The following is a 17972-nucleotide window of genomic DNA, read 5'->3' as shown; positions in this document are numbered from 1 at the left end:
CACAAGTCAAATACCATTTGGGTAGTCGCCTCAGCGAATTGCGCCGCTCGCCTTGCGAGATGAGAGCTTCGAGCGAAGATCCGAATGTCATCCCGTCATTGACTGCGTCTCGTTCGCAACCGAGCACTGCAGGGAACTAAAGCTTGTTAGGGCCGTTCCATCCTATGGCCGATCTTCGTCGGCTTGAATGCAGTTTGATTGGAAAATATTAGCTGACGAAGTCCTTAATAGTTTCTGCAGCTGTCGCGGCGCTATTGGCCACGACAGGGCTGGCGACAGCGCAAGGCGTCAATCAGGGAGCAGCGAAGGAGTCTCCGGCTGCCGCCTCGCCTAAAGGCGATAGCGCGGTGCCGATGAATGCACCAGCGGCAAAGGGAGCCGAGACATTACCCCCCGGCGCTACGTCAAAAGAGGGTAAGCCTCAACATGTACAGGTCAAGCCGGAGGCAACAACGACGGGCGACAAGAAAGCTGACGGCCGGTCGAAGGCTCCGGACTCAACTGCTCCGACCGCCGCTTCGAAGGACATGAAGAATCCGACAGCTGACTCGAAATCACTTCCTGACACCAAGCCGGCAAGCGAGCTGAAAGCCGACAGCAAGGCAAAGGCAGTTGATTCGACAACCACCTCAAAGGACTTGAAAACGCCGTCTGCCGACACAAAGCCATCGACCTCCGACAGTAGGACGACGGGAAGTGCGGCAAACTCGGCGACGGCAGCTCCTCCCGCCGAGAAGCGCACCCAGATAACCTCGGCGATGAAGCAAGAGAAGGTCGAGGAAGTAACGAACGTGAATTTCAATCTCTCAATCGGAACGGCTGTGCCCGCCGGTATCCGCTATTACCCGATGCCGTCACGTATCGTGGAAATCTATCCGGAATGGCGTGGATACGATTTCATCCTGGTGCACGGCAAGTATTTTGTCCTTCGCCCGCGTACGCATGAGATCGTTTACATCATTGAGGGGTAGGCGAGCTCCCGAACCACATGACAAGCAGCTGAACGCAAGAGGGCGGCTCAAGAGCCGCCCTCAATATATGAACCGGGCGCCGCGCGCGTGGTGTTGTTATCTCCTCCGCAAGTTTGTTGCGGAAAGCGAGCAATATTGACCAGCGCACAGGGAACTCCAAAAGGTAGGTTGTTTGATCACCGCCCTACGATAGGCATCCATCGGTGACTGAGAGTGTCGCGCTCCCGCCTGGTTCTCAAGGGGAGTATCATGCCGTCTAGTCGATCCAATCCAAGGCTTAGTGCCGCAGACTTCAGAATTCATGGCTGCTCGAGATGCCGCACGCCGATGACGTTGGTCTGCATCGAACCGGACAAGCCCGGTTTTGATGTGCGCACCTTTAAATGCGCAAGGTGCGGACACGACGAAGTCGTCATCGTTGCAATTTAGGCTGGCTTCGTAATCCGCTACTTTGCCTGCCCGAAGAGCGGAGCAAGAACTTCACGCCTGTGCTCTTGCGAAGCCTGACGCCGAAAAGGGGGGCGATTGGCACCGAGGAGATGATCCGCTCATCTCCAGAGGGAAAACCATGGTTGCCGTCATACCGCCGTTGCATAGTCCTTCGGTCCCGCTTGATGTTGATCTGCCAGATCCACACGCTGCGGCAGTCGATGCTCGCAATGAGACGGAGATGCCGCTTCCGTCTGATCCGCGGACGTTTTTTCTCGGTGGCTTGTTCGGATTAGGTGTCCTGGCGGCGCTCTACGTCGCAAGCTCGATCATTCTTCCGGTCATGGTTGCCCTCGTGCTGAATCTCCTGCTTCAACCCGCTGTCCCCCTCTTGGGACGCTTGCATCTGCCGCGGGCTGTGGGAGCGCTCTTCACCGTTCTTCTGGTGATTGGAGCGCTTGTCGGTCTGGTGGCGGCGTTATCGGTGCCGGCCACGACCTGGGCAGAGCGGCTGCCCGAGGGCATTCCCCGCCTGGAGGCACACCTACGGCTTGTCAGCGGGCCGATTCAGGCGTTGCAAAAAGTCATTCAACAGGCCGAGCAGGCTGCAGATGCTCCGCCCGGCAAGGGATCAATTGTTTCGGTTCGCCGCGATCTGGGCATAACAGGCGTCCTTTTCGCCGGCACGCGCTCCGTACTCGATGGCCTGTTTACGACGGTCCTGGTGCTTTATTTTCTTCTAGTCGCGGGCAACATATTCCTCCGGCGGGTCGTTGAAATTCTGCCGACGTTCAGCAACAAGCGACAAGCCGTCGATATCTCTCAGCAGATCCAGGAGGACATATCGGGGTATCTGCTTACAATTACGGCCATGAATGCCGGGGTAGGCGTCACGACGGCGGCAGCGATGTATCTTTGCGGCCTGGGAGATCCGCTGTTGTGGGCTACCACGGCCTTCCTTCTGAACTACATTCCGATTCTGGGGCCGCTTTTCGGCGTCGGCATCTTTGTGCTGGTCGGAATGCTGAGCTTCGAGAGCTTGTGGTGGGCCTTGCTGCCGCCGGTGCTCTACTTTGGCATTCATCTCGTCGAGGGCGAAATCTTGACGCCCCTGCTGCTTGCGCGGCGCTTCACGCTAAACCCGGTGCTGATTATCCTGTCGCTGGTGTTCTGGTTCTGGATGTGGGGCGTGCTGGGTGCGATCTTGGCTGTGCCGATGCTGGCTATTCTGAAGATCGTTTGCGACAGGTTGCGCCCCCTTAAGGCGTTGGGACATTTCCTAGAAGGGGAATAGTGACGTCGGCCGGCATTTCACCTGCCTTTCGGTGTACCGAATCTCGACCTCGAATCCCTGCGGAACGAACGCCGGCGGCGCGACTTGGTGAGGGGCGACCGGATGCATATGCCCCCCAAAGCATCCGATGAAATGACGGCCTCAGCGCGCCCCCACGCCCTGGGGTCGTTTTTTTCCGACCGCCCTACTGATCTCGCTCTCTCAGCAGGGGCTTCTCATGCAAAACCGCGCTCAACAGTGAATTGTGGACCTCGATGTGCCCATTATAGCTGATGAAGCCCAGCCTGCGAAACTTGTTCATGAAATAGCTGACGCGGGATCGCGTGGTCCCGATCATCTCAGCCAATGTCTCCTGACTAATGTTCGCGCTGATCGGCTGCGGGCTGCCTTCCTTGCCGAAATTGGCGAGCAGCAACAGCAGTCGAGCAAGCCGCCGCTCGCTCGAATTGAAGAGCTGGTCGATCAAGTCCTCCTCAATCCGACTGTTCCGGGTCAGGAGATACGACATGAAGAGCTGTGAAAATTTCGGCTCGATAGCCTTCATCATCGCGTCTTTGCTGATCGACGTGATAACGCAATCTTCCATCGTCGTTGTCGTCGCGATGCGTAACTGATGACCGTTCATGCATCCCTCGCCGAAGAATTGGCCGGGCTCCAGAATTGCGACAACCGCCTCCTTACCCTGCTCGGATACGACCGTTAGCTTGACTTTACCTTTCTGAATGTAAAACACCGAGTCTGCGACATCGCCTTGCTGGAACACATGCCGGTTCTTGGGAAGCTCGAGAATCGTTTTCCCCGCACCCACTTTGGCGAGGAATTTCTTGGGGTCAAAGATGCCCTTGGTTGGCTTTGTCACGGAGCCTCCTGTGCCTCACAAACCTGCCCGATCTCGGTTAACTGCCAAGCGCCCTGGCGTTTTTGAACGAGCGGCGAGAGCGTTTTTAGCCAGCTTACCTGCCGATTTTCACCAGTTCTACAAGAAAGCAGACTGTTGAGCGCGTCAGCTCGCTGCCCACCGAGGGCGACACCGCCTGCGCTTCCCCGAGCGCGTCGCGCATCGGCTACGGCTGCGGCTGTTAATCACCGGATTGCGATCGCTACGACGTGGGAATGAGCGCAGTTGACGTGTTCAGAATGCGGATGTCGACGCAGATGATCGGGCGGTGATGAGGCAGTATGCTGGCTCGGTACCCCAGCCCGCTGGTCAATATTGCTCACTCTTGTGCCATCTTATTGTACGGCCGAGGCTCGTTATTCAAACCGTTGATCCCCATATCTTTCTAAGTCTCACCATCCAGGGTGGGGAGATGGGCTGAGACTTCGAACGAAAGAGCCCAGCATGTTTAAATCTCAGCAATACCGCGCAGTGGCGGAACAGGGCCGATCGGACGGCGTAGCCCTTGCGGCTGAAGAAGAGCTTGTTCTGCGGTATCTTGGCGCAGCCATCATCATGCAATGGAACGCTCTACCGACCACGCTGCAACGCGATATCTTCGACACTGCCGGGTCGATTGGCGAGTTGCTGGAGACGGCGGCGCTCCGCGGCCAGATCGCCCGATTTCTTCATAACCACAAGGATGACGCCGGTCACGGCAAATTGCCTCTAACAGAAGACATGCCTAGCGATGCGAGATCGTGCACTTTGGCTCTCTCACGGTGGGACAACGAGGGAGGCGCAGTGCGCGACGGGCTGTCGATCTAACCGGATGCCGATAACAGGAGATTTCCATGTCACTTACACAATTTCGGGTCGATGACGGACCACATACCATGGACGGGTTGCGGCTTCTTGCTCAGGACGGAAATGAACAGATCGAGGCGTTCATGGGCCGGAAGGTGATGGACGTTTGGGCGGAGTCTGTCGAGCACCGTGGAGGACGACAAAGTCTGTTCCGCGATCAATACAATGCGCTTGGCCGGTTGAACCTTGCCGCACTTCAGCGGATTGTGAGCGCGAAGTACCAGCGAGGCGCCGCATTCAACCGCCAGCATCCCTTTGTCGAGGTTCTATTCTCTGACATTACGGAAAGCGGCGAGGCTTTAGATCTAAGTCAACTCGTTCGGGAGGTGTTGCCGCCAGCGTTTCATAGACTGGCCTGAGACCTGGACCACGAGAAATCTCGCGACTGGAGTCATGTGCGCTCAGTATCACAATCGTAGTAGAATGACCCGCGCTTGGCGATAAGCAGAGCTGCGAAACCACAGCTCGGTCGTGGCGGCAAGATCCTGGAGGATCCAATACGGTTTCGACGCGCAGTACATTCAACAACAATTCGGAGAACAAGATCGATATCGACCGGACAAAAGTGCCCAATGTGATCCGGAATGCCTGCTCGGTGGCAGCTCTCTTGATCAGCAGGATGGCCATCGTCGCCGAGCCGAAGCTTCGGCCGCCGGCGGACACATGGCGCCCGAGAATGCGGATGGCGACGCCCGGCCTTTTGCTTCTTTGATATAGTTCGTTGCCCGTAGGCCTCTACCATCTTCACGAAAGAGCTGGTCCGTCATTCTCTGGGACCAGCGAGGACCAACCGCTGGCGAGTCCAGCTCAACCTGATTCGCGCTTGGCTCAATGCGCAAGAGCGACTCGGCCTGTTTAGAAGTTGGAGGAGCGAGCGTCGACCGATATGGGTAAGTTCTGCAAAGCGTAGAAAAGGAAGATTGCCGTTAAATTCTCTCTCTCGCGCGTCGTCGCCTCCTGCGCCTGCCCCGATAGGCGATCCTTCTGTGGGCCTCGTTGGTGCTCTCTCGCAAAGCGATCAAAGTGAGCAGCTGTGTATTGAGATCCTTTGAAATGGAGCGGAGGTAAAAAAGCTTATCGTCGAGTGACTGCATTGATCTGCCAACCCCCATTTTGGCGAAATATGACCTGAAACTCTGACAGCCGCTGGTCAATATTGACCACCCCCGGATCAATGGTTAGCCGCTCTGATCGAGGGAAGGTCAATTGGTTTCATCTTCCGCAACGAGGTGACCCAAGGGGGAGTTATTCATCAGGTGCAAAATCGGCGTAGTGCTTTGGCATGCTCGAGCGGATTGCTTGTCCTAGCGCTACCCCAAAACGGCGACTCATCGAAGTCATCGCTTCCATCAAATGGCAAGTCAGTGCCGCCGGTGAGCCCCCGGGGGAGGAGGGGCACGTCCTGAGTCTTTCGAATATTGCCCAAGTTAGGACGAGCAATATTCTCAAGCGGCTGGAACGATTGATCTTGGGAGTTCTTGGTCCTCAGCAATCGGAGATTTATCTCCGAGAGCCAAGCCCACTGACCGGTCGACATTTTGCCCCAATGCCCGGCGGAAGGCTTAGCGGCCTCAGATGCCCCCGCACTGAGGCCGTTGCCTTTGGTCGAGGTGAAGGTGTTCGGCGCCGCTGGGAGGCACTTGGGAATTACTCCCAGTTGCGGATCAGTCCCGGCGAAGGGCTCGCCGCCGGAAGCAAAAACGCCGCCCGCTTGAAATGAAGCGCAGACGGCGGTCGATCAGCCCCGGGAGGGTGAGAGTAAAATCCCGATACCAGTTGGTCTCTACGGAGCGGACGTAGGTTCAGCCTGTTGGAGATGAAGTCCTAAAGCGGCGCCAATAGTCCCGGCGAGGTCAACCACTTGTTGACCTCTCCGGCAACATCGATCTGCCGGGCTTTTCGCAAAAGCTCCGAGCGGCGGATACCAGCGGGCATCCCTTTGGCCTGCTGGCGAAGGTTGAGCGCTTCTTGCGTCAGGCGATATTCGAACGTCGATGATGGTTCTGGGATCGTCGAGCCAAGATTTTCATGTTCCGCTGCGGGGTAAGCGGGAGCGCAACTCGCGTTCACGCCACCGATAGCATTAGCTACTTCTGCGGAGCAGTTTCTTCTTGCTCTCCCGGAACCATTGTTTCGCGATTCTATTGGCTCACTGACACAAACTTCTTTTGGGAGATACTTCATGAGAATTCTCACAGTTTTAGCAGCCGCAGCCAGTACGCTTATCGTGACCGCGGCATCGGCAGCCCCGCTTTCCCTCAGCACATCGCCCACGCCGGAGAGCAGCCTTCAAAAGATTCGCATGGTCTGCAATGAAGACGGACGGTGCTGGCGCGAACGTAGCGAAAGGCGCGTCATCATCCGCGAAGGGCGCGATGCGTACGGATATGCACCACGTGAGCGCTACATCGAGCGACGTGGCTATGAAGACCGCGGCGGCGTTGGCTTCCGCGCTCCCGGCGTGAGCGTCGGGATCGGCACCTACTGAGAGACGAAGCAAGCCGATGCAAGAGGTCGCGGTGCAATCCGCGGCCTTTTTGTTGGATTCTCAGGCGATCGGCAAGCCAAACGGCGCCGGCCCAGCTGGGAAGCTAAGGTATCGGACCCTTTCGACAGAGCTCGCTCAGGGCTTGAACAAAAGCCAGATCACGCGACCACGGCGATCGAGCCGAGTGGCACGTCCAGCGTGTAGACTAATCCGCCCCGTTCATATGCGAGGCTCACCTGCCCGGTCAGTTGCTGGCCCAGAGACCCCATCATCCGGGTGCCGAAACTCCGGCGTGTGGGCGGCTCGACGGGGGGACCGCCCCTTTCAGTCCAGACTAGGCGAAGCCTCTGCTTCAACTCATCGATTGCCCACGAAATCTCGACGCGGCCCGTCGGGACGGACAGGGCGCCGAACTTGGTGGTGTTGGTGCACAGTTCGTTCAACGTCATCGCAAGCGCAATGACGGCGACCGACGTAATCCTGATATCCGGTCCATTGAAGTGGAAGCGTCTGTCGCCCTGACTGTCGTAGGGCTCCGTTGCGCTGCTCAGCGTGTGGGTCAGGCTCGCATCGGCCCAACTCACCTGCATCAGCAGATCATGGGCTCGCCCCAATGCGAGCAGCCTGCCCTCCATGGCCTTCTGTCCATGCTCGATACTCGGCGCTCCGCGGAAGCTCTGGGACGCGATTGCACTCACCATGGCAAGCGTATTCTTGACGCGATGATGAAGCTCACCGAGGATCAGCTTCTGCAATTTGTCGGCGGCACTTCGCTGCTCGGCATCGATGCCGGCCTGAATGATCAAAGCTTGCGCGTCGATCTTGGCCTGTTCGAGCAGCAAGCGAAGGCTGTCGTTCTCGGCGGACAGGGAAGCCTCCTGCTCCGACCGGGAGGGGGAGGCGCGCGCGGCGTCAAACGCGCCACCGAGCGTCCAGTCGCCTGCCGTCGGAACGATCTGCAAAGCACCTGCGCCCACCATCGCCTTAAGCTCGGTGATCATTTGCTCGACACCGAGCGGTTTACCGAAAAATCTGCTGTTCGCCGGCCGTTCCGCCTCGGACGGCTTTACCTGGCCGGACACCAGAATGATCTTGATCGAGGGCCAGCGCTCGTGCACCGCATGGGCGAGCTTGAGGCCATCGATAGTTCCCGGCATTTGAATATCGGTCAGCAGCAGCGAGATGTCCGATCGGGACTCCAGAACCGAGATTGCCTCGTCGGCATTAATCGCCTCGATGGGACAGAACCCGGCATCCTCCACGATGTCGACCGCACGCATCCGCAGGATCATCTCGTCCTCCACGATGAGAACTTTCGGCACCTGGATTGGCTCTATTGACATGGTGATCTCGCTCTCTCTCGGCGGGCCGAGGGAGTCTCGGCACCCGCGAATGCTCGTAAACCGATTGCCCTGGACCGACGCCGCGCCCATTGCTGCGCCTTTCGAGGGAAGAAGGCCAGCCAATTCGCCGCGTCCGCGGTGTCTCGTCTCGGCGTGACGGTCTGATGCTGCCAGGCTGGTTTGGACGGGAAGAACTGGGGGGCTGATCCCTGAGGCTAGCTGATTGAACGAGGACCGAACTATCGCCGGGCAGTCACGAGACGAGCTTCCTGGATCTTCGTTCCAGAGCCAGCGTGTCGCAAACAGGACGTGGGAAAGTCCGGCCAGACCTGTGCCGAGCAATCTAGGAAAGCGGCTCGGATTTTGAGCCGGTCGCCTTTGGCCAGCGCCACGAGCTCATCCGCCTGCACTTTTGGAGCAAAGGTCGGCAAAGCGATCACCGCCGCTCCGAGGAGCATGAAGATCGCGAGGGATGACAGAGATCTCACCATTTTGTTCTGCTGACTTTCGGTCTTCGATCCCGCCACGTTCGAGGATCCGCCAGGGCAACAACCATAACGAGATATCGTTCCTCCTGTTCAACTCGGCTGTTTGGCCTGGTTCGTTCCTATGCCTGGTGCGGCACTGTTGCAATCGAGCGGAGCGCCGCGCGCCGGCACAATAGATTTGAACCATTGGCCCTGCCAATCGTCTTCCTCCCTGGAGGAAAGCAAATGATGGAAGACCAACTCGCCCGCCAAGAGCAGGTTGCTTTTCGTTTAGAACAATCCAAGCGCCTGCTGCGTGGAGCGAAAGATCCCACGACCGCGCAGCGCATTGGCAAGCTGATCGGCGACCTGGAGCGAGAGCAAACGGAAGAAAACGAAAAGTAAGCCGCCGCTGGCGCGAACGCGCCCCCGATCGCGCTTGCGCTTCTTATGAGCCTCGCAACCGCATCGAGTGCGACGGTCTATGATGAAGACCGTCGCACTCGAGCAGCGTGGCTCGTGCGCTCAATACGGGGTGTAGTATTGGCGGCGATAGGGATACGGGCCGCCGTAGTAGCCTGGCGCGTAGTAGCTCTGCGGATAGCCCGGCCCGTAATAGCCGCCACCGTAGGCTCCATAGGCGGCGGCTCCAGCCGCAGCACCAAGGATGCCAAGACCAATCGCGGCCCCCGGAGCGCGGTAGTAGCGGCCACGATAGTGGCGTCGGTAGTAGACCTCGGTCACTCCGGATGAAGAAGCCGCTTGTGTCAGAAGAGTCGTACTCGCCGAGATCGGGGCTGCCGCCGAAGGGAGCACCGAGCCAAGCATCGCCGCACCGAAGAGCGCGACGGCGACCGTGCCTTTTATTGTCTGGTGGTTCATAGTCGTATCCTCTCGAATTGGAGTACGCCGCTCCTTGATGCGGTTCAGCGCGGCAAGAGAACGCCTCTTTTCGGCTGAGGCTCTCTCGCCTCCTCCTCCGCCAGCAACTTCAAGAGCACTTCCCGCTCCGCTTCACTGTGCGGCTATGCAAGATGTTCCTTGGATAGGATGAGGTCCTGCAGGTGAATGTACTTCTCCATGGCTGACCTCGCTGATTGGATCGAAAGACGACGTTCTTGCGCGGGACGTACGTTCGAGCCATCCGCGCAACGCCTCGAGAATGTCGGGCATGATGCTCCTTCTAAGATCAGACGGGAGCAACACGCTCCCACTCACCGATGGATGCCGAGAATGGACCGGTGATGAAGGATATCGTGCCGCAGTGCAGCTCGAGCTGATGGTCAAATTTGCTCGTTCACGACAATTTAATGGGCGAGATTTTGCCATCCTGAAGCTCCATTGCGTCGCACTAGGATGTGACGAGAACTTGTACGGACATCCCGGCGAAGGCACCGGTGCTGCCGACGAAACTGCCGGACACCGGGATCGTCTGCCGGATGTCGCGCGCGACCGCGACCGGGATCAGATTGAAGCCCCCGAGGCTGCGATTGGTCGGGTCGAAAGTGATCCAGCCGGCTCCCGGTACGAAGACCTCCGCCCACGCATGGGTTGATCCCGCGCAGGTCGATCCGACGCTGCCTTGTTCCGGATTGTAAAGGTAGCCGGAGACGATCCTGGCTCCGAAGCCGAGCATGCGTGCTGCTTCGGCGAACAGCACCGCGAAGTCCCGGCATGACCCCCAGCCGCGATCTAGTGTTTCCAGTGGCGTTTGGGTCCCCTCATCCTCACGGCTCTGGTACCGAGCGGCTTCAGAAACACCGACGCTCAGGTCCTTTAGCAGCGACAGCGTATCAGTCCGACTTCCTCGAACGAACCTTTGTGCCCAATTTCTCAGGAGTCCTGCCGCATCCGAGAACTGGGGGGAGGCCAGGGCGCCGAGATCGATCCAATCGTCGTCAGAATAGCGGAATGGGTAAGACATGGCCGAAACAGCGATATCGAATACCGGCCATGCAACCGCGTCGAGCTGGAGCTCCGCGACGCCGACGATCACCAGGTTCGAGGCCGCCATCTGAAACGTGGCCGTCGCGATCGTATTGCCGAACACATCGTGCGCCCAGGTCAGGTCCGCGTCCGGCGTCACCTTGATGTTGCTCGAAATCAAACGAAGCTCGCGGCTTTCGCGCGGACGAAGCATCAAGCGATGCGGCAACAGGCGCACATGTTCGTTGAATCGATAGGTCGTCGTGTGAAGAACCTTCAGCGTCGTCAACGAATGCTCCCATCGCTGCAGCCTCCGGCCAGGCCCCTTATCCGGTGGTCCCCTTCGGGAAGTGTGGCCGAGTTGACGAGGCTATGCAAATGTCGCTCCAGATGACCGAAGCCTGAGGCGAGGCCGGATCCGGCGGTCGTTCTTCCTTACGATGAAGCCTGTTATGAGCTGGCTTGATCGATGCGTAGATGGAGTCCCGTGATGCTCCAGTTCACATCACTCTTGGGACATAAGCCGTCTCCGACGACTGCCGGACGCCTTCACCAATTCTCTGAAACGACGTGCCGTTGAGCTGGGGCGGACGCCAGCACTGCGAAGATCGGCCAAGTGCCTCATGGGCACGCCACATTTGTCGCAGGGCCGCGACGGTATCTCCGATCGCTCCAACAGGAGAGTGGGCGGCATCTCCGTCACTTCTCAATGCCTGAGATTCCGTTGATCCGGCCTAGCCAGATGACTGACCGGATTGGGTCTTCCAGAGCACCAGCTTGGTCGATTTCCAACTTTGGACCTTCAGAGGAAGGGAACTCAAAGCCCTCCAAAAAAAGTCGTCGCGAACAAGTCCTTGGCTATTGGGGATGGTTGGGAAGCGACTCGTTGAGAGTGGGGAGATCTGGGATATCCTCAACAATGGACTGACCAGGGTTCCGCCGCTGTACCGTTATGCTCATTCGCCAAGAAGTCCGAAGCCAAATCTGAAATGGTGGAGAATCCTCCAAGGTGGCCGTGTCATGCATGCCGCAGTCGGTGCTCCGCACAGATCGCCCGTTGTCAGTGCCGGAACCCAGGGGACGCCGGCGTATACGTCGTTGGGCCAGTCATCCGGCTTCGTATGCTCGGCTTCTTATTCGGCTAGAAGATCTCGATGCGGGTCACCTTCGCTGATGGCGATGAGCTTCTTTTAGCGCCGGATATTGTCGTGATTGACATAATCATTCATTGCGCCCTCCCAACGGACTTAGCAGCGTGGTGCGCGAGATTCACTATTGGCCGCCTCTTGCGCAGGAAACGCAAAGCCTCATTGTAGGATATGAGAACAGCGATGTAGGCGTCGCCATTCAGATTCGACGAGATGCCTTAAAAGGATAGGATGAGATGATCGCAGGTTCGGTTGGCGTTGGGAAAGGCGGTAGCCCTCCACTGACTCGAACCCGCGACGTCTTGCTCAGCCGCCGGCACGCTCTTTTGCGGTTGGATGTTTCGCTACAAGCTATGATCTGCAGTGATCGGATTTTGACTTGGTTGGAAGAATTCCCTTGTGAAACCAATGGTAGCAGCGTGTCTCTTAATCAGCTGCTCGATCAGCACGCAAAGTCCTATCACGCGTTGGTCCGCACGACTTCCGGAGCAGATCACCGGATGAGAATGGCTGAGACCTTACAAACTGTCTTGCTCGAAAAACGATAGCGCTTCAGCGAGACGACCCAGGATGCCCTCGCACGTATCGATACTGACGGTGTCCGCTTTCACGCGAGCAGCATGTGGTTGGCTAAGCTCCGAGAGGCGCTTCCTTATTTGGAAATGCCTGCCAAGCAATTGATATTCCTAGAGGCGAATTGGCTCGATTTTTCCAAATGCACCTTGAAATCACTGAATAATCAAACTGATTTTGATTCCGCCATTCGGAGGTTCGATCCCTCCCGCCCCAGCCAGATCTCCCGCCCCGCCTGAAATCACCCACGAAACCGGCTTGGCTGGGGAGCTGCTGCGCAGCTCTGCGCTGCACAGGGTGTTTCTCGGCAAAGATTCCGCCGACCGGGCCTTCCCCATGCGAACCATGACCCGCCGCGACAAAAGATGGGGACGTTGAGGGGCGAACGGTCTACGACGGTGAGGTCATCTCATGAACGCGACCTAAAAACGAGAACAACGTCATGCCGCACTTGGTGATCGAATATTCGGAAGGGGCGCTCGCTCGCGACGACGTAACAGGCTTGATGGAAGCGCTCTTTGAAGCCGCTTGGCGAACGGGCATCATGAAGGCGGAGGACGTCAAGGTGCGGGCGTGCGTCTACAACGATTTCCTGGTTGCCGGGAAGCGTGACAGCTTCGTGCATCTGTCTGTCTATTTGCTCGAAGGTCGATCGCCCGACCAGAAGGTCGAGCTGAGTACGAGCCTTCGACGGACGATGACAGAGCGATGCCCGGATGTGGTCAGCATAAGCGTGGATGTCCGTGACATGGACCCGGTCGCCTACAAGAAACGGCTAAAATGACGGGTGCTCGCCAAAAGGCGGCAGCTTCTCAGACGAGCAGGGGCTGCGCGGCGAGGGACATCTCCTTGAGGAGAGGCAGGAAGCGATCGATCATCTCACCGGTCGTGATGCGATCGACATGAGCGCCGATATTTGCGGCCGCGATGACGGTGCCATCGTAGCGGCGAATTGGCACCGATATCGACCGAAAGCCCTCTTCGGCTTCCTGATCGACAAGGCTATACCCTTTGGTGCGGTCCGCAATGATCGTCGCAATCACTGCCGATTTGTCGACCAGCGTCGACTGGGTTTGAGCCGCCAGCTTCATGCCGTCGACCGTTCTTGTCAGCTCGTCGTTTGCCAATCTGCCAAGCAGAACGCGTCCCACCGACGTGCAGAAAGCCGGCAGCCGATATCCTATGTCCAGTCCGGTCGAAAATACCCGCGCTGGACTCGAGCGGGCGATGAAAACGACCTCTTCGCCATCCAGGATCGCAAGGGAGCAGACCTCCTTGGCCTTGCCGGCGACCTCGTCCATCAGCGGCTGCATCACGGTGCTGATTTGGTTCGACGTCAAATAGGCCGAAGCCAAAAGCAGCACTCTGGGCGTTAGCGAAAACAACCGCTCGTTGCCCGCGACGAATCCGGATTTTACGAGGGTCATCAGAATCCGGCGCACCGTCGCCCGCGGAAGATTCGCGCTCTTGGAGAGGTCGCTGAGGGTCATTGGACGGCGATCGATACCGAACGACTGTATCACGCGAAGACCCCGATCCAGGGTCTCGATGAACTCGCTGCCCTCCCGCGCCTTTTCCTCTTCTTCCGTACGCTTCAGCCTCGGCATTCTCTTGGGCGGTCCCTCTCAGTGGCCTCTCGAAAGCGAGAACCATCACAAATCCGCGGACTAGGCGCCAGCCTTGTCTCCGGCTGTCACCAGGGATTTGAGGTCAAAGAAAGGTCTGCGGCTTGCTCCGGTGCAGGGGAGATCGACATCAGCCCGCAAACGCGTATCGAGAAGGAAGTCCTTGGATAGCGGCGGCCTCTGATAGGGCAGCCACTCTTCGTCGCACACGATGGTGATGGGCTGAGAATAGCCGGCGTCACGAGCCGTGAGAGCGGCTTGAACCCCGGCATATGATGCGCCGATGATGACCAGTCCCGTCATGCTTGCCTCGCCGGCACATGGACCACCAGCTCGTCGAGAGGGGCGGGCACCTTCAGCTGGCAACTCAGCCGACTGTTCGGCTTTCGCTCTCCCGAGACGGCGGACAGCAACTCGAGCTCTTCTTCGCTCGGCTGAGGGACAAAGCTTGCTTGTTCTTCATCGACGTAGACGTGACAGGTCGCGCAATCGAGGCAGCCGCCGCATTCGCCGTCGATGCCGTGAATACCGTTGCGGACGGCCGCGAGCATCACGCTCACGTCGCGTCCGACCTCGATGGATTTTCCGCTGCCGTCCTGCTGGACAAATCTCACTCGCGGCATCCGACCTCCGTGCCGTTTGTTCGATCTAAGAACATAAGTTCGATAGACGGTTACATCAATTCTGGCGGCCCCTCAATCCCAGCTTGTTTGCCGCCGCTGCGGTTCCATTAGGCAGATCCTGCGAAACATTTTGCTTGCTTGCGCCTCACACTGGAGTCATTCTGAAGAACATCGAACGATTGTTCGTCTACCGAACTTGCGGGGAGGACGCAATGAAGCTGACGACAGCGATCGTGGGAGTGGTGCTGACATCAAGCGCGGCGTTTGCCCAGCAGGAGGCCAATGCTCCCTCGCTTGCCTTGATCAACGGCAAGATTCTCACCATGGACGGTCAGTCAAAGGTTGCGGAAGCGCTTGCCGTTCGCGACGGACGAATCTTGGCCGTAGGAGACGCGGCGACGATCAAGGCGTTGGCCGGAAATCGCACCCGCACGATCGACTTGCAGGGCAAGACTGTCGTTCCCGGGCTGATCGACACGCACGCGCATTTCAAGGCTGCCGGTCTGTCCGACTACGTCGTCAACATGAGCGGCGCCAAGACTGTTGCGGATGCCCTCGCAAGCATCAAGCAGTTCGTGGCGAAGAAAAAGCCCGGCGAGTGGATCATCGGAAGCGCCTGGCATCCCCCGTCACAGCTCGCGGAAAAGCGTTACCTGACACGCCAGGAAATCGACGGCGTCGCGCCGAACAATCCGATCTATCTCCGGACCGTTGGCCACTTCTCGATGGCCAATTCGATGGCGCTCGAGAAGGCCGGCGTAACCAAGGCCACGCCAAACCCAAGCGGCGGATCGTTTGAGCGCGACAGTGCCGGTGACCTGACCGGCGTTCTGGTCGAGACGGCGATCGATAAAGTCGAAAAGATCGTTCCGGAGTGGACGGCGGACGACGAGTTTCGCCAATTCAAGCTCGCGGAAGGTGTGCTGAACTCGTTCGGGATCACCAGCGCCGTAGAAGGGGCCACCTCGCCCAGGGACATCGCGGCCCTGCAGCGCGTGGCGCAGGCCGGTGAAGCAACACTACGGGTCGGTCTCATGTGGCGCCCGGAACCCCCCGCCGAGAACGCGGCCTGGGAGGCCATCATGCGAGGCAACGGCGCCTCCTCGGGCTTTGGCGATGACTGGCTGAAGTTCGCCGGAATCAAGATCCTTTACGATGGCGGCATGACGCTCAAGACGGCGCTCATGCGCGAGGCCTATCCAGACTCGCATGATGGCTACCACGGCATTGCCCAGCAATCGCCGCAACGCCTCAAGGAGCTGGTGTCCATTTGCAATCGCCACAATTGGCGCGTGGGTGTCCATGCCGTCGGCGACAAGGGCATCGACCAAGTCCTTGATGCATTCGAGGCGGCCGACAAGGAGAAATCGATCAAGGATCGGCGTTTCGTCCTGATCCATGGAAGCTTGATAGTGCCCGAGCAAATGGAGCGCGCGAAGCGCCTCGGTGTCAGAGTCGACTTCCAGAACGTGTTCATGTGGGACAAGGCGGCCACCGTCGAGCGCTTCCTGGGTGCGGCGGTCGCCAATCGGGCCGTGCCCACGAAAACTCTCATCGAGAAGGTGGGGCTGAACAGCCTCGGCGCAGGCACCGACTTCCCGGTGAACACGATCAATCCCTTCATCAACATCTACGTCATGGTAACCCGCAAGGATCTCGCCGGACGCGTTTATGGAGCGAACGAAGCCGTCAGCCGCGAGCAGGCGCTGCGCCTCTACACCAGCGCGGCATCGCACTATATGTTCGAAGAGAACGAGAAGGGGACGATCGAGGCCGGAAAACTCGCGGACCTGACCGTGTTGTCGGCGGACCTCATGACGGTCCCCGAGGAGCAGATCAAAGACATCAAAGCCGACCTGACGATCGTCGGCGGCAAGATCGTGTTTCAGCGTTAGTCTGCGTCCCGATAGCATGAGGACGCATCTCGAAGCCGAGTGAGGAGATCCAAGTCATGATGAGCCAAGAGCAGAATGACCTCATTACCCGCGTCGGACCGAAGGCGCCTGCGGGAAAGCTGATGCGGATGTATTGGCAGCCTGCTGCGCTCGTCGACGAACTCGCGGAGGGACGGCCCATCAAGGCCGTCAAGCTTCTCGGCGAGAACTTCGTTCTGTTCAAGGACGAAACGGGGCGCTATGGCCTGCTCGATCGCGACTGCCCGCATCGGGGCGCCGACCTTGCCTTCGGCCGGCTCGAGAACGGTGGCCTGCGCTGCGCCTTCCACGGGTGGCTGTTCGACGTCACGGGACAGTGTCTCGAAACGCCCGCCGAGCCTGCAAACTCCTCGCTCTGCAAAAACATCAAGCAGCGGTCCTACCCCGTCGTGGAGAAGGGTGGAATCCTGTGGGCGTATTTGGGTGAAGGCGAGCCGCCCGCCTTTCCGGAGATCGACTGCTTCGCGGCGCCGGACGAATACACCTTCGCCTTCAAGGGCCTGATCGAATGCAATTGGCTGCAGGCCCTGGAAGTCGGCATCGACCCGGCCCACGCATCGTTCCTTCACCGGTTCTTCGAGGATGAGGATACATCGGCGGCCTATGGCAAGCAGTTTCGCGGTGCGTCGGCCGACTCGGAAATGCCCATGACGAAGGTCCTGCGCGAGTACGACCGGCCGATCATCAACGTCGAGCACACCGAATACGGCCTGCGGCTCATCGCCTTGCGAGAAATCGACGAGCAGCGCACCCACGTTCGCGTCACCAACCAGCTATTCCCGCATGCGTTCGTCATTCCGATGAGCACGGAGATGACGATTACCCAGTGGCACGTGCCCGTCGACGACGTGAATTGCTATTGGTATGCGATTTTCACCAGCTACGCCGCGCCCGTCGACAAGGCAAAAATGCGCGCGCAGCGCCTCGAGCTTTACGAGTTGCCGGAATACCGCTCGCGGAAGAACAAGTCGAACGACTACGGCTTCGACCCGCACGAGCAGGCGACCGAGACTTACACCGGCATGGGCGCGGACATCAACGTCCACGATCAGTGGGCCGTCGAGTCGATGGGCGCTATTCAGGACCGGACGCGTGAACATCTCGGCCAATCCGACAAGGCGATCATTCAGTACCGCCGGCTGCTTCGCCAGGAGATCGAGAAGGTGGCTTCCGGGGGCAAGCCGCTGTTGTTCCTCGACGCTGCCAGCGCGCGCAGCATCCAGGGGCCAGCCACAATGGATGGCATCGGTCCGACGAAGGGCTGGGAAACCTACTGGATGGAAGTGGACGTCAAGCGTCGTCGGGGCGCTCCCTGGGCCGCGCCGGTGCCCGCCGAGCTCGCCAAGAAGGTGCCTCACCTGACCGCCGCCGAATAAGCCAGGCCGCCCAGCTCAGCAAAGGAGATGT

17 protein-coding genes are annotated in these 17972 nt (G+C 58.8%); 9 read left to right on the top strand and 8 right to left on the bottom strand.

Annotated elements, in window-relative coordinates:
- Positions 1-254: 254 nt before the first annotated feature.
- Positions 255-971 carry a DUF1236 domain-containing protein gene (locus tag ABIA40_RS19525; RefSeq protein WP_404542902.1) on the top strand — a complete coding sequence of 239 codons (717 nt, stop codon included), beginning with the start codon at positions 255-257 and terminating at the stop codon, positions 969-971.
- Positions 972-1539: 568 nt separating this feature from the next.
- Entirely contained in the window at positions 1540-2694 is a 1155-nt protein-coding gene (locus ABIA40_RS19520) for an AI-2E family transporter (protein ID WP_271542386.1), read from the top strand.
- A 184-nt stretch (positions 2695-2878) separates the two neighbouring features.
- Here the strand turns inward: ABIA40_RS19520 and ABIA40_RS19515 are convergent, their stop codons facing one another.
- On the bottom strand, positions 2879-3553 hold the full coding sequence (locus ABIA40_RS19515) for a Crp/Fnr family transcriptional regulator (RefSeq protein ID WP_404542901.1): 675 nt from the start codon (positions 3551-3553) through the stop codon (positions 2879-2881).
- A 483-nt stretch (positions 3554-4036) separates the two neighbouring features.
- On the opposite strand from ABIA40_RS19515, the gene ABIA40_RS19510 reads away from it, so the two are divergent.
- Positions 4037-4399, top strand: coding sequence for a hypothetical protein (locus ABIA40_RS19510; protein ID WP_404542900.1), 363 nt, complete (start codon positions 4037-4039; stop codon positions 4397-4399).
- A gap of 26 nt (positions 4400-4425) precedes the next feature.
- Positions 4426-4797, top strand: a complete 372-nt coding sequence (locus ABIA40_RS19505; protein ID WP_404542899.1) for a signal transduction histidine kinase — start codon at positions 4426-4428, stop codon at positions 4795-4797.
- Positions 4798-6262: 1465 nt separating this feature from the next.
- On the opposite strand, the gene ABIA40_RS19500 is transcribed toward ABIA40_RS19505, so the two are convergent.
- Entirely contained in the window at positions 6263-6622 is a 360-nt protein-coding gene (locus ABIA40_RS19500) for a hypothetical protein (RefSeq protein ID WP_271542379.1), read from the bottom strand.
- Here ABIA40_RS19500 and ABIA40_RS19495 point away from each other — a divergent pair.
- Entirely contained in the window at positions 6621-6926 is a 306-nt protein-coding gene (locus ABIA40_RS19495; RefSeq protein WP_247421723.1) for a hypothetical protein, read from the top strand. The two genes, ABIA40_RS19500 and ABIA40_RS19495, sit on opposite strands and share 2 nt — an antisense overlap.
- 158 nt (positions 6927-7084) lie before the next feature.
- Here ABIA40_RS19495 and ABIA40_RS19490 read toward each other — a convergent pair whose 3' ends face one another.
- Positions 7085-8269, bottom strand: coding sequence for an HWE histidine kinase domain-containing protein (locus ABIA40_RS19490; RefSeq protein WP_271542374.1), 1185 nt, complete (start codon positions 8267-8269; stop codon positions 7085-7087).
- Positions 8270-8982: 713 nt separating this feature from the next.
- On the opposite strand from ABIA40_RS19490, the gene ABIA40_RS19485 reads away from it, so the two are divergent.
- Complete coding sequence (locus ABIA40_RS19485) at positions 8983-9141, top strand: hypothetical protein (protein ID WP_271542372.1); 159 nt, start codon at positions 8983-8985, stop codon at positions 9139-9141.
- Between the two features lie 120 nt (positions 9142-9261).
- Here ABIA40_RS19485 and ABIA40_RS19480 read toward each other — a convergent pair whose 3' ends face one another.
- The gene (locus ABIA40_RS19480; RefSeq protein WP_271542371.1) at positions 9262-9618 is read right to left on the bottom strand and encodes a hypothetical protein; all 357 of its coding nucleotides are present in this window, start codon (positions 9616-9618) and stop codon (positions 9262-9264) included.
- Positions 9619-10087: 469 nt separating this feature from the next.
- A complete protein-coding gene (locus ABIA40_RS19475; protein WP_271542369.1) occupies positions 10088-10951 on the bottom strand; it encodes a transglutaminase family protein in 864 nt (287 codons plus the stop codon).
- A gap of 1874 nt (positions 10952-12825) precedes the next feature.
- Here ABIA40_RS19475 and ABIA40_RS19470 point away from each other — a divergent pair.
- Positions 12826-13167, top strand: coding sequence for a 5-carboxymethyl-2-hydroxymuconate Delta-isomerase (locus ABIA40_RS19470; protein ID WP_028182201.1), 342 nt, complete (start codon positions 12826-12828; stop codon positions 13165-13167).
- 28 nt (positions 13168-13195) lie between these two features.
- Here the strand turns inward: ABIA40_RS19470 and ABIA40_RS19465 are convergent, their stop codons facing one another.
- Genes ABIA40_RS19465 through ABIA40_RS19455 form a run of 3 tightly spaced genes read right to left on the bottom strand, consistent with a single transcriptional unit; the run spans position 13196 to position 14559 of the window.
- Positions 13196-13990 carry an IclR family transcriptional regulator C-terminal domain-containing protein gene (locus ABIA40_RS19465; protein ID WP_404542897.1) on the bottom strand — a complete coding sequence of 265 codons (795 nt, stop codon included), beginning with the start codon at positions 13988-13990 and terminating at the stop codon, positions 13196-13198.
- A 60-nt stretch (positions 13991-14050) separates the two neighbouring features.
- Positions 14051-14311, bottom strand: a complete 261-nt coding sequence (locus tag ABIA40_RS19460) for an FAD-dependent oxidoreductase (RefSeq protein WP_404542896.1) — start codon at positions 14309-14311, stop codon at positions 14051-14053.
- Positions 14308-14559 carry a 2Fe-2S iron-sulfur cluster-binding protein gene (locus tag ABIA40_RS19455; protein WP_404546282.1) on the bottom strand — a complete coding sequence of 84 codons (252 nt, stop codon included), beginning with the start codon at positions 14557-14559 and terminating at the stop codon, positions 14308-14310. Before ABIA40_RS19455 ends, ABIA40_RS19460 begins: the two co-directional genes overlap by 4 nt.
- 284 nt (positions 14560-14843) lie before the next feature.
- On the opposite strand from ABIA40_RS19455, the gene ABIA40_RS19450 reads away from it, so the two are divergent.
- Entirely contained in the window at positions 14844-16526 is a 1683-nt protein-coding gene (locus ABIA40_RS19450; protein WP_404542894.1) for an amidohydrolase, read from the top strand.
- A gap of 56 nt (positions 16527-16582) precedes the next feature.
- A complete protein-coding gene (locus ABIA40_RS19445; protein WP_036026089.1) occupies positions 16583-17941 on the top strand; it encodes an aromatic ring-hydroxylating dioxygenase subunit alpha in 1359 nt (452 codons plus the stop codon).
- The last annotated feature ends 31 nt before the right edge of the window (positions 17942-17972 follow it).

The sequence above is a fragment of the Bradyrhizobium sp. USDA 223 genome, assembly GCF_044909005.1.
In the GTDB taxonomy this organism is placed as follows: Bacteria; Pseudomonadota; Alphaproteobacteria; order Rhizobiales; family Xanthobacteraceae; genus Bradyrhizobium; species Bradyrhizobium yuanmingense.
This window is presented reverse-complemented; position numbering and strand designations above follow the sequence as displayed.